A 15,143-nucleotide genomic window follows, 5' to 3' on the forward strand; every position below is an offset into this window, starting at 1 on the left:
GTTCGGGGGCGGCATCCCCCTCCTCGTTCGGATCCGAATCGGCCATCAGTTCCCGCAACCGTCGACGCGCGGGTGGCTCGGTGGCGTGCCGACCGGGCTCGGCGGACCCTTCGGCGCCACGGCGGGAGAAAGAGTCGGACATGGCGCGAAGCTAGCCCGGCCTCGCGGAGAGGCGGAACGGACGATCCGTCCTCCTGTGCACAACAGCGCTGGTTGTGGACGAACACTTCCCACTCACGGGAGGTTCGGCTGCCGGCTCCTCACCGGTCCTCCGCGCCGGGCGGGCTCTCCGCGTCAGCCCCGTGCCATCCGCCGGGCAGCACGACCACTCCCAACGCGCCGGGGCCGATGTGCGCCCCGACGGTGGGATCGATCTCGGAGACCACGCAGTCGGAGCACGAGGGCAGACGCCGCACCAACGAGGAGGCCAGCTCGTTCGCCCGGCGCGGAGCCGCCAGGTGCTGCACGGCCACCGCCACCCCGGGTTGCGCCCCGGCGGTGGCCACGGCCAGCTCCAGCAGCCTGTTCAGGGCCCTGTTCGTGGTACGGACCTTCTCCACGGCCTCGATCGCACCGTCCCGCACCCGCAGCAGCGGTCTGACCGACAGCGCCGTGCCCACCAACGCCGCCGCCGAGCCGATCCGTCCACCTCGACGGAGATACTCCAGCGTCCGCACCGAGAACAGCACGGCGGCACGCGAGGCGGCGCGTTCCGCCGCACCGGACACCTCGGACACCGTCGCGCCGGAGAACGCCCGTTCCGCCGCCGCCAGCACGGCGAACCCCAGCCCCATCGCCACGGAACGGGAGTCGAGCACGTGGATCCGGACGGGGTCCACCTCGCGCGCGGCGACCCGCGCCGCGTCGCAGGTGCCGGACAGCCTTCCCGACAGGTGCACGGACAGTACAGAGTCCGCCCCCGAGTCCAGGGCCTCGCGGTACACACGGGTGAGCTCCGGAACCGTGGCACCGGCGGTACTCACCCGTCTGCCCTGTTCGAGGGCGGCGGTCAGCTCGTCCGTCGCGAGGATCCTCCCGTCCCCGGCGGGGTGGTCGTCCACCCGGGCGTGCAGCGGTACCACGCGCACGCCGTGGGACTCGGCCCGCTCCGGCGGCAAACCGGCCGCCGAATCCGTGACCACGGCCGTGGTCACGGCAGAACCCGCGCTCGTCCTCGCCCACCGCGGGAAGCCGCACCGGGCCCCGTCTTCGCGGCCGCGGTCATTCCGGCAACCCACCGTTGTAGGTCAGCAGCCGCCATCCCTGTCTGCCCACCGCGTTCCGGGACAGTACCGCCCAGCGGCAGTTGCCCACCCCGCCCAGACTCGGCCACATCTCCGTCGGCCACTCCAGCAGGCTGGCGGTCAGCGCGGTGATCAACCCGCCGTGTGCGCACACCAGCGCCGTTCCACCACAGGACTCGTCGAGTTCGCGTACGACCTCACGAGCCCGTTCGGCCACCTCCACCCTGGACTCCCCTCCGGGGGGAGCCCAGGTCGGCTGGGCCCGCCAGGTTCCCATCCAGCCGGGCCAGCCGTCCTCGACCTCGGCCCCGCTGAGCCCCTGCCACTCGCCGACATGGGTCTCGCGCAACCGCTTGTCCAAGCGAACTTCATGGCCACTGACCTCGGCGAAAGCCGCCGCGGTCGCCCGTGCCCGGCGCAGGTCGGAGCTCACCACCACCTCGGGGGCGAACTCGGCGACCACCGGGGCGGCCCGTTTGGCCTGCTCCAGCCCCACCTCGGTGAGTTCGCTGTCCAGGTGTCCCTGAATGCGGCCGGTCACGTTGAACTCCGTCTCACCGTGCCGCCAGAGCACCAATCGCTGCAGGGTCACGCCTGGTCGTCCTCTTCGTCGTCGCTCCGGGTGAGGTTCGCCGCTCCGGTCTCCTCCTCGAACTCGATGACCGGGCAGTCCTTCCAGAGCCTCTCCAGCTCGTAGAAGGCGCGCTCCTCGGAGTGCTGAACGTGCACGACGACGTCGACGAAATCGAGCAGCACCCAGCGGCCCTCCCGAGTGCCCTCCCTGCGCACGGGTTTCGTTCCCGCCGCGCGCATCTTCTCCTCGACCGACTCGACGATCGCGTCGACCTGCCGCTCGTTCGGCGCGGAGGCGATCACGAAACAGTCGGTGACCACGAGCCGGTCGGACACGTCGAGCAGAATCAGGTCCTCGGCCTTCTTGTCCGACGCGGCCCGTGCCGCCACCAGGGCCAGTTCACGGGCGTCTTCGCTGGCTGCCACATCGCTCCTCTCGGTGGTCACGTGCTGCGACCGCATACCTCGAACGAGGATAACCACTCGGTGTCCGGAACGCGGAATCCGCCGGTTTCCGGAGCACCCGACGGAGGTCGAGAGGACACGCCCCGTCCGCCCCGCGGAGCGGGTGGGGTGTCGCCGCTCACGCGGGTCCCCACTCCGGTGCTGGTGACTGGCCGAAGGGGCGGTAGAGGCCGCGTTTGCTGATATATTGCACGATCCCGTCCGGGACCAGGTACCAGACGGGCAGTCCGGCGGAGACCCGTTGGCGGCACCCGGTGGAGGAGATCGCCATGGCGGGGATCTCCACGAGGGTGACCGATCCCCGCGGCAGGTGCTCGTCGTCGAGTTCGTAGCCGGGGCGGGTGACACCGATGAAATGAGCCAGGTCGAACAGGTCCTGCACCCGGTGCCAGGACAGTATCTGCTCCAACGCGTCGGCGCCGGTGATGAAGTACAGCCGCGCGTCCGGGTACTGGGCGTGCAGGTCGGACAGGGTGTCTATCGTGTACGTCGGGCCGCCACGGTCTATGTCCACCCTGCTCACCGAGAACCTCGGGTTCGAGGCGGTGGCGATCACCGTCATCAGGTACCGGTCCTCGGCCGAGCTGACGTCCTCGTGCTCCTTCTGCCACGGCTGCCCGGTGGGCACGAACAGCACCTGTTCCATGCCGAACTGAGCCTGGACCTCACTCGCGGCGACGAGGTGCCCGTGGTGGATGGGGTCGAAGGTTCCCCCCATGATGCCGATTCGGCGAGGACGCGACATGGTGTCCCAGCCTAACCCGCCGCGACAGGGCACCGGAGGGGCAGGCGCCTGCCCGGTGAGCGAGCCCACGGGCGGTCCCCCGTCCGGTGCGTCCCTCACCCGAGCGGCGGGAGCCTCCCACCGGGGTCGCGGTGTTCACTCCTCGGGGGCCAACTTCCGCCCCGAGGCCCGCTCCCACACCGCGATGGCCTCCACCGGGCAGGACTCCGCGGCGTCCACCACCTCGTCGTTGGGTTCGACGTCGCTGTGCAGCGGACGCGAGACCCCCTCCTCCACCGCGAAGTAGCCCTCCGCGATCGCCGAGCACATTCCCGATCCGATGCAGGTCTGCCCGTCGACCTCTACCCGCCAGCTCATCCCGGATGACCTCCAGTCCGTCTCGTTCTCGGGTTGTCAGTCCCACGCCAGCGGAAGATACTGTGGCCCGCGGACCAGCATCCCGCTCTTCCAGACCACGTCCTGTTCGTCTCCCCCGAGCCGCAGCCCGGGGAACTCGCGCAGCAGCGTCCCCAGGGCCACCTGTAGCTCCATCCGGGCGAGCTGGGCCCCCAGGCAGTGGTGCGGCCCGTGCCCGAAACCGATGTGCGAGTTGGACTCGCGGGCGAGGTCCAGCCCCTCCGGGTCATCGAACACGCTCTCGTCCCGGTTGGCCGAGGCGAGGCTGGCCAGCACCGGCTCTCCGGCGCGGATCAGCACCCCGCCGAGCTCCACGTCCTCTAGGGCGTACCGGGGAAAGGCGGCGTTGACCCCCAACGGCACGAAGCGCATGAGCTCCTCGACGGCGTCGGGAACCCGGTCCGGGTTGTTCCGCAGCCATTCGAGTTCGCTCGGGTGCGTCAGGAGCACGTAGACGAAGTTGGGAATCTGGGTGGCCGTGGTCTCGTGCCCGGCCACCAGGAGGCCGACGGCCAGGTCCACCAGTTCGGTCTCGGAGAGCTTGTCCTGCTCGTCGCGGGCCTGGATGAGAGCGCTCAACAGGTCCTCGGCGGGTTGGGCGCGGCGCTGCTCGATCAGTCCGGTCATGTAGCCCCGCATCTGCGTGATGTAGTCCTCGACCTGCTGCGCGGAGAGTTTGCTCGTGGACAGGAAGGCGTCGGACCAGACGCGGAAGTCCTCCCGGTCGGAGTAGGGCACTCCGAGCAGTTCGCAGATCACGGTGATCGGCAGCGGCAGGGCGAACTCCTCGACGAGGTCCAGCGGCGGGCCCTTCCGGTGCATCCCCCGGACCAGGTCGTCGGCGATCCGCTGGGCACGGGGACGCAGCTGCTCCACCCTGCGTGCGGTGAACGCCTTGGCCACGAGTTTGCGCAACCTGGTGTGCTCGGGAGGGTCCATCGTGAGGATGCCGGTCTGCTGCGCCGTGGGGCGGGCGCGGGGCTCGTCCCGGCCCACGGCGGCGGCCCTGCTGAACCGGGGGTCGGCGAAGACGGTCTTGACGTCGGAGTACCTGGTGGCCAACCAGGCGTCCTCCCCGTAGGGCAGTCGAACCCGGGAGACCGGTTCCTGCCTGCGCAGCTCCGCGTAGAAGGGGTCCAGGCGCAACCTGTCGGGGGTGTTGAAGGGGTAGGTCCGCGGCGTCGGGTCGATCGTGGTCATGTGCGGCTCCCGGACACGAGACAAAAGTAAGCAACCGCTTACCAAAAGTCATGGTAGGAAGCCGCTCCCGGCCGTGCACTCCTCCGAAAAGGTGGAATTCGGCGAGTTCACTCCCCCGCCGGGTCACCGGACTCGGAGTTCTCCAGCAGCAGGGCGACCGTGCGGGTCACGTGCTCGAGAACCTCCCGCTCGTCGGCCTCGGCCAACGGCGACTTGCGCAGCACCGAACGCAGCATCCCGATGCCGAACAACCACGCGAGCACCAGGTCGGCCCTCAGCCGCGCGTCCCCGGCGTCACTGAGCCGGGCCAACCGCCGGGAGTAGGACTCGCCCAACTCGTCCCGCAGCACGCGGGCGGCCCGCTCGTCCCCGAAGGAACGCAGCATCCCCACCAGCGTGTGCTCACCCCCCACCACGGCGTCCTCGGAAAGCACGCTCTCCAGGATCCGCCTCGGCAGCTCGGCCGTGGGCACGGTTTCCAGCAGCGTCTCGCTGTTGCGGCTGAGCACCTCGGCGAACAACTCCTGCTTGGAACCGAAGTAACGGAACAGCAGGGCCTGATTGACCTCGGCCCTGGCCGCCACGTCCCGCACCGTCGTCTGCTCGAAACCACGTTCGGCGAACAGCTCGGCGGCGGCCCGCAACAACGCCGTCCTGGTCGCGCTCGGATCACGTCTGCGCCGTGATCGCCGGTCCTCGCACACACCCGCCTCCCGACACCACACCGAGACACCAGGACACCGACGGTAGAGCATCCGGCCCGTGAGGTCACCGGCAACCGCACCGTGCTCTCGGCGGGGACCAACGCCTCACACGGCGCTCAGTTCGCGGGCCGCACCTGCCCCTCGCCGTAGACCAGCCACTTGGTCGTGGTCAGCTCGGGCAGGGCCATCGGCCCGCGGGCGTGCAGCTTCTGCGTGGAGATCCCGATCTCGGCCCCCATGCCGAACTCCCCGCCGTCGGTGAACGCGGTGGAGGCGTTGACCATCACCGCCGCCGCGTCCACCCGGGCGGTGAACCGCTGGGCGGCACTCAGGTTCTCGGTGACGATCGCCTCGGTGTGCCCGGAACCGTGCGCGGAGATGTGCTCGATCGCCTCCCCCAGGGAGTCCACCACGGCGACGGCCATGTCCGAGGACAGGTACTCGGTGTCCCAGTCCTCCTCCGAAGCGGGCACCACACCCTCGGTGTCCCCCACCAGTCGCGAGACCCGCTCGTCGGCGTGCACGGTCACACCGGCGGTCCGCAGCTCGGCCACCGCCTCCGGAACGAAGGAGTCCGCGAGGTCCCGGTGCACCAGCAGCGTCTCGGCCGCGTTGCACACGCTGGTCCGTCGCGTCTTGGAGTTGAGCAGGATCCTCAGCGCGGTGTCGTGGTCGGCGGCCGCGTCGACGTAGACGTGGCAGTTGCCCACCCCGGTCTCGATGGCGGGCACCGTGGCCTGTTCGACCACGGCCGAGATCAACCCGGCCCCGCCACGGGGGATCACCACGTCCACCAGTCCGCGCGCGGTCACCAGATGGCGCACCGACTCCCGGTCGTGGCAGGGCAGCAGACGCACCGCGTCTTCGGGAAAGCCCTGCTCACGCAGCACGTCGGTCAACACCGTCACGAGGGCGGAATTGGAACGCTCCGTCGAGGCCGACCCGCGCAGCAGCACGGCGTTGCCCGCCTTGAGGGCCAGACCGGCGGCGTCGACCGTGACGTTGGGGCGCCCCTCGTAGACCATGCCGACCACCCCCAACGGCACCCGGACCTGCTGCAGGCGCAGTCCGTTGCCCAGCACACTGCCACGCACCACCTCACCGACGGGGTCGGGAAGTTCCGCCAGGGCACGCAGCCCCTCGGCCATGCCGGCGACACGCCCCTCGGACAGGGTCAGCCGGTCGACCATGCTGGCTTCCGCGCCGGCGGCGCGGGCCGACTCGACATCGGCGGCGTTGGCGGCGAGGATCTCGTCGCAGCGCCGGGGCAACGCCTCGGCCAGGGCGTGCAGCAACGCGTCCTTGGCGTCCCGCGTGGCCGGTCCGAGCTCGGTGGCGGCCGCGCGGGCCCGTCGGGCGTCGGAACGGACACGCTCGCGCAGCCCGTGCTCGTCGTCGGAGGCCCCGACCACGGTGGTCGCACTGTCTACGGCGTTGGTGTGGGTAGTCACACCCCCAGCCTAAGGACTCCTCGGGCGAGGTCCCGCCGGGGTGGTCGGTACCGACACACCCCTCCGCCCCCGGGCGAGCCCCACGGCCCGTTCCCGAGGCCCGAGGGGGACTGCGCAAGAATCCCCCCGTGGACGAACAGGCACTTCGCGAGATGGCCGAGCAACGACTCCGCGCTCTGGCCGGGCCGGAGGCCGCCCTCCGGGAGGACCAGTGGCGCGCGGTGCGCGCGCTGGTCCTGGAGCGCCAACGGACCCTGGTGGTGCAGCGGACCGGCTGGGGCAAGTCCGCGGTGTACTTCGTGGCCACCGCGCTGCTGCGGGAACTCGGAGAGGGCCCCACGGTCATCGTCTCCCCGCTGCTGGCCCTGATGCGCAACCAGGTGGAGGCGGCGGCCGCCGCGGGGGTGCACGCCGCGACGATCAATTCCGCCAACCCTGAGGAGTGGGCCTCGATCGAGGAGGAGGTCGCCGTGGGGGCGGTGGACGTGCTGCTGGTCAGCCCGGAACGGTTGAACAATCCGGAGTTCAGGGACAACGTCCTGACGGAGCTGACCCACACCACCGGTCTGCTCGTCGTCGACGAGGCACACTGCATCTCCGACTGGGGACACGACTTCCGTCCCGACTACCGCAGGCTGCGCAGCCTGCTGGCCGAGCTCCCCGAGGGCGTGCCGGTGCTGGCCACCACGGCCACCGCCAACGACCGCGTGGTGCACGACGTCTCCGAGCAGCTGGGAGTCACCGGCGACGACGGCGCCACCGAATCCCCGTTGGTGCTGCGCGGCGAACTCGACCGACAGAGCCTGCACCTGGGGGTGCTCGACCTGTCGGACACGCCGCGCAGGCTGGCCTGGCTCGCGGAGAACCTTCCCACGCTGCCCGGCTCCGGCATCATCTACACGCTGACGGTCTCCACCGCCGAGGAGGTGGCCGACTTCCTCACCCGGCAGGGGTTCACGGTGGCCGCCTACTCGGGACGGACCGGGGCGGCCGAGCGCGGTTCCGCCGAACAGGCCCTGCTGAACAACGAGGTGAAAGCCCTGGTGGCCACCTCGGCCCTGGGAATGGGGTTCGACAAGCCGGACCTGGGTTTCGTGGTCCACCTGGGGGCGCCGCCCTCCCCCATCTCCTACTACCAGCAGATCGGCCGGGCCGGCCGCGGAGTGCGCCGCGCCGAGGTCCTGCTGCTTCCCGGTAGGGAGGACCAACGGATCTGGGACTACTTCACCTCGCTGACCTTCCCGCCGGAGTCGACCGTGCGGGCGGTGCTGAACACCCTCGAACAGGCCGACGGTCCGCTTTCCACGGCCGCCCTGGAACCCCACGTGGAGCTGAGCCGCTCCCGCATCGAGATGGTCCTCAAGGTGCTCGACGTGGACGGGGCGGTGCGCCGGGTCAAGGGCGGTTGGACCGCCACCGGCCGGCGGTGGGACTACGACGCGGAACGCTACCGGCGGATCGCCGAGCAGCGGGAGCACGAGCAGCGGGCCATGCTCGACTACCTGACCACCACCGGGTGTCGCATGCAGTTCCTGCGCTCCGCGTTGGACGATCCCGGGGCACGGCCGTGCGGGCGGTGCGACAACTGCACCGGCCGGGGGTTCACCGCCGAGGTCTCCGCGGAGACGCTCACGCAGGCCGAACACCAGCTGCGGCGGGCCGGAACCACCCTGACGCCGCGCAGGATGTGGCCCGCCGGGATGAAGGAGGTCGGTGTCGACGTGGCCGGGCGGATTCCCGCAGGGGAACAACACGAGCCGGGACGCGCCCTCGGCAGGTTGACCGACATCGGCTGGGGGAACCGGCTCCGGGAGCTGCTCTCACCGCAGGCCCCGGACACCGGGGTTCCCGAGGAGCTGGTGCAGGCCTGTGTGGGAGTGCTGGCCGACTGGGACTGGTCCCGGCGGCCGGCCGGGGTGATCTCCGTGGGCTCACTGCGTCGGCCGGAACTGGTGTCGAGCCTGGCCGAACGGATCGCCGCCATCGGCAGGCTTCCCCTGCTGCCCCCGGTCTCTCCCGTCTCCGGGCACGCGCCCACGGCCGGGCCGAACAGCGCCCGGAGGCTGGCCGAACTGTGGAACCGCTTCGAGGTTCCCTCCGGCGGGGACCTCTCCGGGCTCGGAGGGCCACTGCTGCTGGTGGACGACTACACCGACACCGGATGGACCCTCACGGTCGTGAGCCGACTGCTGCGTCGGGCGGGTGCCGTCGGGGTGCTTCCCCTGACCCTGGCCACCACCTGAACCGGAGCACACCGAACCGGTCCGGCGGTTCCGTCAGTCGAGCGGGGCGAGGTCGTCGGCGTGCACCACCTCACGCCGCTGTTCGGCGGGCAGTTCGTGGCTGGACCTGCCGATCAGCTCCGGCAGCTCGGAGGCGTCATAGGCGACCACCCCTCGGGCCACCACCTCCCCGGAGGGACCGATCAGCTCGACCACGTCGCCCCCTTCGAAGGAACCCTCCATGCCGGTGATGCCGGCGGCGAGCAGGGAACGACGGCGCCGCACCACGGCGGAGACCGCACCGGCGTCCAGGTGCAGCCTGCCCCGGGCGCTCGCCGCGTGGGCCAGCCAGAACCTCCTGGCCGAGAGTCGGGGGCCGGTGGTCCCGAACACGGTTCCCACCTCGGCCTCACCGAGAGCCTCCTCGGCCAGTTCCGCCGAGGTCAGCAGGGCGGGGATTCCCGCCGAACAGGCCACCCGCGCGGCCTGCACCTTCGAGGTCATCCCGCCCGTTCCGAGCCCGGAGGAACCGGTTCCCCCCACCGAGATCCCCTCCAGGTCCTCGGCCGTGGCGATCTCACGGACAACCCGCGCCCGCCCGTGACGGGGGTCCCCGTCGTAGAGGGCGTCGACGTCGGAGAGCAGCACCAGCGCGTCAGCCTCGACCAGGTGGGCCACCAGCGCGGCCAGACGGTCGTTGTCCCCGAAGCGGATCTCGGCGGTGGCCACCGTGTCGTTCTCGTTGACCACGGGCACGGCACCGAGGTTCAGCAACCGCCGCAGGGTCCGGCGCGCGTTGCGGTAGTGCGCTCTGCGCACCACGTCGTCGGCGGTCAACAGCACCTGCCCCACCGTCAGCCCGAACCGGGCGAAGGACGCCGCGTAGGCGTGGGCCAGGGCCTGCTGACCGACACTGGCCGCGGCCTGCTGCGTGGCCAGATCTCCGGGGCGTCCGCCCAGCCCCAGTGGGGCGAGGCCGGCCGCGATCGCACCGGAGGAGACCAGCACCACCTGGCTTCCCTCCGCCGCCCGACGGGACAGCGTCTCCACCAGCGTGTCCAGTCTCCGCCCGTCCAGACCGCCCTCCGTGGTGGTCAGCGAGGAGGAGCCGATCTTGACCACGATCCTGCGGGCGGTGGCCACGGCCCGCCGTGTGGCGGAGAGTCCGGCGGTGACAGTCTCGGAGCTCGTCACAGGTCGTCCTCGTCCGTCTCGGTGTCCTCGTGGTACTCGCCGCTGTCGGCGGGAAAGCCCGCCTCGTCGGTGGTTCCGGCACGGCGGGCCCGCTTGGCGGCCTTGCGTTCGTCCGCGCTGACCCGACGAGGCCCGGAGGCGAGGTTGCCCTCCGGGGTGGTGGGTTCCCAGTCGAAGGTCACGGAACCGATGGTGACCTGGCTGCCGGGGCGAGCCCCCTGTCGGGCCAGCTCCTGTTCCACGCCCAGTTTGGCGAGTCGGTCGGCCAGGTAGCTCACGGCCTCCTCGTTGTCGAAGCTGGTCTGCCTGATCCACCGTTCCGGTTTCTCACCGCGCACCACGTAGGCGTCCTCGGCCTCCGGATCCGGCTCGACGACGAACCCACCGGAGTCGACGGGGCGCGGACGCACCGTGGCTCGCGGCGGCTCGGGGGCGGGCAGGTTGGCCCGGAAGTTCTCCACTTCCTCGGCCAGGGCGAAACGCAGTTCCCGCAGGCCGTCGTGGGTGGCCGTGGACACCTCGAAGACGGGCCAGCCCCGTTCCCGCACCTGTTCGCGCACCAGATCCGCCATGGCGCGCGCGTCGGGGATGTCCATCTTGTTCAACACGACCAGGCGTGGACGTTCGTTCAGGTCCACCGCACCCTGCTCCCGGCTCAGAGCCGGGGTGTACTCGGCCAGCTCGTGTTCGAGGGCGTCGATGTCGGAGAGGGGGTCGCGCTCCGGCTCGAAGGTGGCGCAGTCCACCACGTGCACCAGCACCGCACAGCGCTCGATGTGGCGCAGGAACTCCAGCCCCAGTCCGCGCCCCTGGCTGGCTCCCGGAATCAGACCGGGCACGTCGGCCACGGTGAACACCTTGTCGTCGGCGTTCACCACTCCGAGGTTGGGGGTCAGCGTGGTGAAGGGGTAGTCGGCGACCCGGGGACGCGCCGCCGACAGCACCGAGACCAGCGAGGACTTGCCGGCCGAGGGGAAGCCGATCAGCCCCACGTCGGCCACCGACTTCAGTTCGAGCACGAAGTCACCGCTCTCGCCGGGCTCCCCCAGCAGGGCGAAACCGGGGGCCTTGCGTGCCTTCGAGGCCAGCGCCGCGTTGCCCAGGCCGCCGCGTCCGCCGCGGGCCAGCACGAACCTGGTGCCCTCGCCCACCAGGTCGGCGACCACGTTGCCCTCCGCGTCGGAGACGACGGTTCCCTCGGGGACGGGCAGCTCCAGGTCCGTGCCCGAGGCCCCGTTGCGCATGCTGCCCCGTCCCTGTTTGCCCCGTTCGGCCGTCACGTGGGGCCGGTAGTGGTAGTCCAGCAGCGTGTGCACGCCGGGATCCACGACGAGAGTGACGTCCCCGCCCTTGCCCCCGTTGCCGCCGTCCGGTCCGCCGTAGGGCTTGAACTTCTCCCGGTGCACCGAGGCACAACCATTACCTCCGTCACCTGCGGTGACATGAATCGTCACACGATCGACGAAGCGCGACACGGGAACCTCCAAGCGGGGCTGAAACCAGTCGAGGGGCGGGTTCGGTACGTGACCGACCCCGCCCCTCGCGGAAAAACACGGGTGTGCCCGAAGCCGGTTCAGGCCTCGCTCGGCACAACATTGATGTACTTGCGGCCGCGCCTGTGGGCGAACTCCACAGAGCCGGCGGAGAGCGCGAACAGCGTGTCGTCACCGCCGCGTCCCACGTTACCGCCGGGGTGGTACTTGGTACCGCGCTGCCGCACCAGAATCTCGCCAGCGTTCACTCGTTGGCCGCCGAAACGCTTGACTCCCAGGAACTTGGGATTCGAGTCACGGCCGTTCCGAGAGTTGGACGCACCCTTCTTGGTCGACATGTCTTCTCACGCCCTCACTTGGTGATGCCGGTGACCTCGACGCGGGTCAGCTGCTGCCGATGCCCCTGCCGCTTGTGATAGCCGGTCTTGTTCTTGAACTTGTGGATGCGGATCTTGGGACCTTTGGTCTGCTCGAGCAGCTTACCGGTCACCGAGACCTTCTTGAGCGCGTCGGCGTCGGCGGTGACTTCGGAGCCGTCGACGACCATCAGCGCCGGGAAGGTGACCTCGGAACCCGGCTCGCCCTCGAGCTTCTCGACCTCGACGACGTCCCCGACAGCCACCTTGTGTTGTTTGCCGCCGGTCTTGACGATCGCGTACATGAGTCGGAAGTCTCCTGCTGCTCGGTTTCGCTAGTTCACCAGTCTGCGACGTACGCACATCCCCGTTCGCACGGGGATTCCCAGTACGCCGACCAGGCGGCGCCACAGTGGGTTCCTGCCTCCACGACGGCGGCCGACCTTACCGGGCGGACCTCGTCTGACAGACGCCGAACCCCCTCCGCCCGTCCGGCGGCGAGAAATTCCACACCATCATACAGTGCGGTGTCGCGCGCCTTCCGCGCAGGGGCCGTGAGGCCCCGACCCGGGATCCGCACCCATCGCACTCTCCGTCACTCCGGTGCGATGTTCGCGCCCGGTATGAACAGTTTACCCCCGTCCAGTTCGACGTTGCGCACCACCGCGTCCGTGAAGGTCAGCTTCGGCAGTTCGAGGAAGCCGAGGTCCAGATCCGGGATCAACAGCGACTCCGGGGACAGCTCCATCGGGACCAACGGATACCCGGCGACGTTGAGCGTGCCGGTCAGTTTGCGCGTGTACAGCTCTATGGGGCCTTCGGTGATGGTGGAGACGGAACCGGGGCGCGCGGCAACGCGCACACTGTCGTCGCCGGTCAGTCCGCCGCGTTGCACCAGATCACCGATGCGCAGCGTGTCGACGGTGAAGTGCATGGTGCGCACCTGCTCACCGTCGACCTCCTTGAGCGCGAAGCCGTTGTAGCGCACCCCCTCCAGGGTCAGCGTGCTGGCCGTCAGCGTCCAGACACGCCCCGGCCCCGGCCGCACGTCGGGAGGCTGGTTCGGAGCCGGCGGCAGCCGTTCGGCGGAGGGGGAGTCGCTCGGTGACTCCTCCGTGTCCGTGTTCGCCCCGTCCTCCTCCGGGGGAGCGGGTTCCGTCGAGCTCTCCGGTGTCGCCGTGCCGGACGGCTCCTGCGGGGAGGAAACGTCGGTGCTCGGCCGATCCGGTTCCTCCGGGGAGGAGGTGCTCGTGGGCAGCTGGAGCGAACCGCTCGGTTCGAGCTGCTGAGCCGCCACGAGCGGAGTCCCGACGAAGCCGGTCGTGCCGACGGCCACGATCAGGCCGGTCATCAACGAGGTCACCGCGAGCACCCGCGCGGAGGCGACAGGACCTCCGCGGCGACCTCCGCCGACCAGCGGGGAACGTGGACGGCACCGTTGTTGGCTCACGCCTCTCCTCCCTCGGTTCCTACGGCCTCACCCGTGGGGACCTCCTGCCGGGAGTGGTTGGGGCGTTCCCGGGGAACCGGGGAGGGTTTCGGCCTCTCCTGTGCTCGCCCGGAGGCGCCCGTCCGGTCGGTTCCGTGTTTTCCGGGGCGTTGGCGGGGCGACCACGCGATCGCCAGCGCACCTCCGATCAGACCACTGAGGGTGCCGGTCAGGAGGGATCCCAGGTTGACGGTGACGATGGCCACCACGGACAGCACCAGGGTCACGACTCCGGCGGGGAGCCTCCATTCCGGGCGGAACCAGAAGGACGCCCCCGCGGCGATCAGCACCATGCCGATCACGAGACCCGTGATGCCGGCGGTGGTGCGCAGCGCGATCTGGATGTCACCGAACTCCAGCGAGGCGTACGGGGGGTACAGCAGCAGCAACGCGGCCACCAGGGTGAACACCCCACCCCAGAACGGTCTGGTTCTGCGCCAGCTCCGGAAGGCCCTGCGGGCCGCCGACAGCCGGGCCCTGGTGTTTCCTCGGAGAACCTTCGTCGACTTCTCCACGAGCGCCCCTCCTCTGCTCGTGTGTCACGGCCTGCGATCGCGGCCGGGTCAGAAACAGGGCTTGTCGCCCGGCACGACGGAGATGTTCACGTCGTTGAGGTTGAGCGTGGAAGCGGTGGTCGACCACGCCTGCTGGCGCAGGTCGTCGATGGTCGCTCCGCTGGCCTGGATCCCGAATCCTCCCGGGGCGCCCTGGGCGCCGTCCGGCCCCGCGCTCAGCTCGGAGGCGTCCCTGCCGATCTCGACGTTGTTGAGTGTCAGGTCGCCGTCGACCTGGTCGATTCCGAGGACCAGGTTGTCGGCACTCATGCCGTCGGCGGCCTTGATCCGGACCGTGGCGTCACCGAGGCCGGGGAGGTCGGTGACGTGGATGGACTGGCAGAAGTTGGTCAGTTTCGCGTGCTTGAAGCCGTTGACCAGCACCGGGTGTGCTTCGTCGGCGCTGCGGTCCACGGAGCCGAACTGCACCACGCCCTCTCCGGTGAGCTTGTCGGCCGAGGCCTTGTAGCTCGTCCCGGAGACCGTGAAGGAGGCCGCCACGGCCCCCTTGGACAGGCCGGTGAGCATCACGGCCACTCCGGAGAAGCCCGCGGCGAGCACGAGCGCGAAAACCTTCCAGCGGGTGCGTCCGCCCGCCGTGTTGCCGTCTTCGGTGTCGACCTTGCGACCAGTGGCCATGGTTCACCTCGGTGGCTCGGGGACTGGGTGACGGTGTCACTCCTGCCGTGGGAGAAAAAACACACGGAGTGACGTCCATTACTCTTACCGGGCAGTAACCATAGACGTACATCACAGGGAACGCCATACCGTGATGACAAACACGAAGCTTATTCGTGAAATTAGTCACTCCGAGCCACTCTGGGAGCGGTCACGGAGGTAGTTCCCCCTCACCCACCGCGAACGACCGAACGCGGAAAAGAACCGGCGAACCTCGGGAGAACCGCACGACAGTGCCCGTCGCACCCCACGGGAACGGAGCCGGAGGGGCCCGTAGTCCCCGTTGCTTTTTGTTGATTCCACTCGGTTTCCGATCGAGCAGTTCGACCGTCGTCTCGTAGGAGCCAGAGGTGATTCATGAGCAGCGACACGTGACTGG

At 70.0% G+C, this 15,143-nt stretch carries 16 protein-coding genes; 1 reads left to right on the top strand and 15 read right to left on the bottom strand.

The window, feature by feature from the left end:
• Positions 1 to 260: 260 nt before the first annotated feature.
• The 8 genes from CEP50_RS03770 to CEP50_RS03805 all read right to left on the bottom strand — a co-directional run bounded on the left by CEP50_RS03770 (position 261) and on the right by CEP50_RS03805 (position 6,739).
• On the bottom strand, positions 261 to 1,154 hold the full coding sequence (locus tag CEP50_RS03770) for a DegV family protein (protein WP_106112533.1): 894 nt from the start codon (positions 1,152 to 1,154) through the stop codon (positions 261 to 263).
• Between the two features lie 67 nt (positions 1,155 to 1,221).
• Entirely contained in the window at positions 1,222 to 1,836 is a 615-nt protein-coding gene (locus CEP50_RS03775; protein ID WP_106112534.1) for a histidine phosphatase family protein, read from the bottom strand.
• Positions 1,833 to 2,243, bottom strand: a complete 411-nt coding sequence (gene rsfS / locus CEP50_RS03780) for a ribosome silencing factor (protein ID WP_106112724.1) — start codon at positions 2,241 to 2,243, stop codon at positions 1,833 to 1,835. The genes CEP50_RS03775 and rsfS overlap by 4 nt, the downstream gene beginning before the upstream one ends.
• A gap of 157 nt (positions 2,244 to 2,400) precedes the next feature.
• Positions 2,401 to 3,027: a nicotinate-nucleotide adenylyltransferase gene (nadD, locus tag CEP50_RS03785; RefSeq protein WP_106112535.1), complete on the bottom strand. Its 627-nt coding sequence runs from the start codon at positions 3,025 to 3,027 to the stop codon at positions 2,401 to 2,403.
• A 135-nt stretch (positions 3,028 to 3,162) separates the two neighbouring features.
• A complete protein-coding gene (locus CEP50_RS03790) occupies positions 3,163 to 3,384 on the bottom strand; it encodes a ferredoxin (protein WP_106112536.1) in 222 nt (73 codons plus the stop codon).
• Positions 3,385 to 3,420: 36 nt separating this feature from the next.
• Positions 3,421 to 4,623, bottom strand: a complete 1,203-nt coding sequence (locus tag CEP50_RS03795) for a cytochrome P450 (protein ID WP_106112537.1) — start codon at positions 4,621 to 4,623, stop codon at positions 3,421 to 3,423.
• A 107-nt stretch (positions 4,624 to 4,730) separates the two neighbouring features.
• Entirely contained in the window at positions 4,731 to 5,327 is a 597-nt protein-coding gene (locus CEP50_RS03800) for a TetR/AcrR family transcriptional regulator (protein ID WP_106112538.1), read from the bottom strand.
• Positions 5,328 to 5,443: 116 nt separating this feature from the next.
• Complete coding sequence (locus CEP50_RS03805) at positions 5,444 to 6,739, bottom strand: glutamate-5-semialdehyde dehydrogenase (RefSeq protein WP_106112725.1); 1,296 nt, start codon at positions 6,737 to 6,739, stop codon at positions 5,444 to 5,446.
• A 191-nt stretch (positions 6,740 to 6,930) separates the two neighbouring features.
• Here CEP50_RS03805 and CEP50_RS03810 point away from each other — a divergent pair, with 191 nt between their 5' ends.
• The gene (locus CEP50_RS03810) at positions 6,931 to 9,021 is read left to right on the top strand and encodes a RecQ family ATP-dependent DNA helicase (RefSeq protein WP_106112726.1); all 2,091 of its coding nucleotides are present in this window, start codon (positions 6,931 to 6,933) and stop codon (positions 9,019 to 9,021) included.
• Between the two features lie 33 nt (positions 9,022 to 9,054).
• Here CEP50_RS03810 and proB read toward each other — a convergent pair whose 3' ends face one another.
• The 7 genes from proB to CEP50_RS03845 form a co-directional block, all read right to left on the bottom strand.
• Positions 9,055 to 10,194, bottom strand: a complete 1,140-nt coding sequence (gene proB / locus CEP50_RS03815; RefSeq protein WP_106112539.1) for a glutamate 5-kinase — start codon at positions 10,192 to 10,194, stop codon at positions 9,055 to 9,057.
• Positions 10,191 to 11,681 carry a GTPase ObgE gene (obgE, locus tag CEP50_RS03820; protein WP_181188200.1) on the bottom strand — a complete coding sequence of 497 codons (1,491 nt, stop codon included), beginning with the start codon at positions 11,679 to 11,681 and terminating at the stop codon, positions 10,191 to 10,193. Before obgE ends, proB begins: the two co-directional genes overlap by 4 nt.
• An 86-nt stretch (positions 11,682 to 11,767) precedes the next feature.
• Positions 11,768 to 12,025, bottom strand: a complete 258-nt coding sequence (gene rpmA / locus CEP50_RS03825) for a 50S ribosomal protein L27 (RefSeq protein ID WP_106112541.1) — start codon at positions 12,023 to 12,025, stop codon at positions 11,768 to 11,770.
• Between the two features lie 14 nt (positions 12,026 to 12,039).
• Complete coding sequence (gene rplU, locus CEP50_RS03830; RefSeq protein ID WP_019855067.1) at positions 12,040 to 12,348, bottom strand: 50S ribosomal protein L21; 309 nt, start codon at positions 12,346 to 12,348, stop codon at positions 12,040 to 12,042.
• Positions 12,349 to 12,638: 290 nt separating this feature from the next.
• Positions 12,639 to 13,493 (bottom strand): hypothetical protein, encoded by an 855-nt coding sequence (locus CEP50_RS20290; RefSeq protein ID WP_219905305.1) that lies wholly within the window; start codon positions 13,491 to 13,493, stop codon positions 12,639 to 12,641.
• Positions 13,490 to 14,047 carry a DUF6114 domain-containing protein gene (locus tag CEP50_RS03840; protein ID WP_106112542.1) on the bottom strand — a complete coding sequence of 186 codons (558 nt, stop codon included), beginning with the start codon at positions 14,045 to 14,047 and terminating at the stop codon, positions 13,490 to 13,492. Before CEP50_RS03840 ends, CEP50_RS20290 begins: the two co-directional genes overlap by 4 nt.
• Positions 14,048 to 14,095: 48 nt before the next feature.
• Entirely contained in the window at positions 14,096 to 14,725 is a 630-nt protein-coding gene (locus CEP50_RS03845; RefSeq protein ID WP_106112543.1) for a DUF6230 family protein, read from the bottom strand.
• Positions 14,726 to 15,143: the final 418 nt, after the last annotated feature.

It is taken from the genome of Actinopolyspora mortivallis (assembly GCF_003001495.1).
In the GTDB taxonomy this organism is placed as follows: Bacteria; Actinomycetota; Actinomycetes; order Mycobacteriales; family Pseudonocardiaceae; genus Actinopolyspora; species Actinopolyspora mortivallis_A.

Coding starts and splice junctions, on each gene's coding strand:
- CEP50_RS03810 (WP_106112726.1), top strand. CDS start 6,931: ATGGCCGAGCAACGACTCCGCGCTCTGGCCGGGCCGGAGGCCGCCCTC.
- CEP50_RS03795 (WP_106112537.1), bottom strand. CDS start 4,623: ATGACCACGATCGACCCGACGCCGCGGACCTACCCCTTCAACACCCCC.
- rpmA (WP_106112541.1), bottom strand. CDS start 12,025: ATGTCGACCAAGAAGGGTGCGTCCAACTCTCGGAACGGCCGTGACTCG.
- nadD (WP_106112535.1), bottom strand. CDS start 3,027: ATGTCGCGTCCTCGCCGAATCGGCATCATGGGGGGAACCTTCGACCCC.
- CEP50_RS03790 (WP_106112536.1), bottom strand. CDS start 3,384: ATGAGCTGGCGGGTAGAGGTCGACGGGCAGACCTGCATCGGATCGGGA.
- rplU (WP_019855067.1), bottom strand. CDS start 12,348: ATGTACGCGATCGTCAAGACCGGCGGCAAACAACACAAGGTGGCTGTC.
- CEP50_RS03845 (WP_106112543.1), bottom strand. CDS start 14,725: ATGGCCACTGGTCGCAAGGTCGACACCGAAGACGGCAACACGGCGGGC.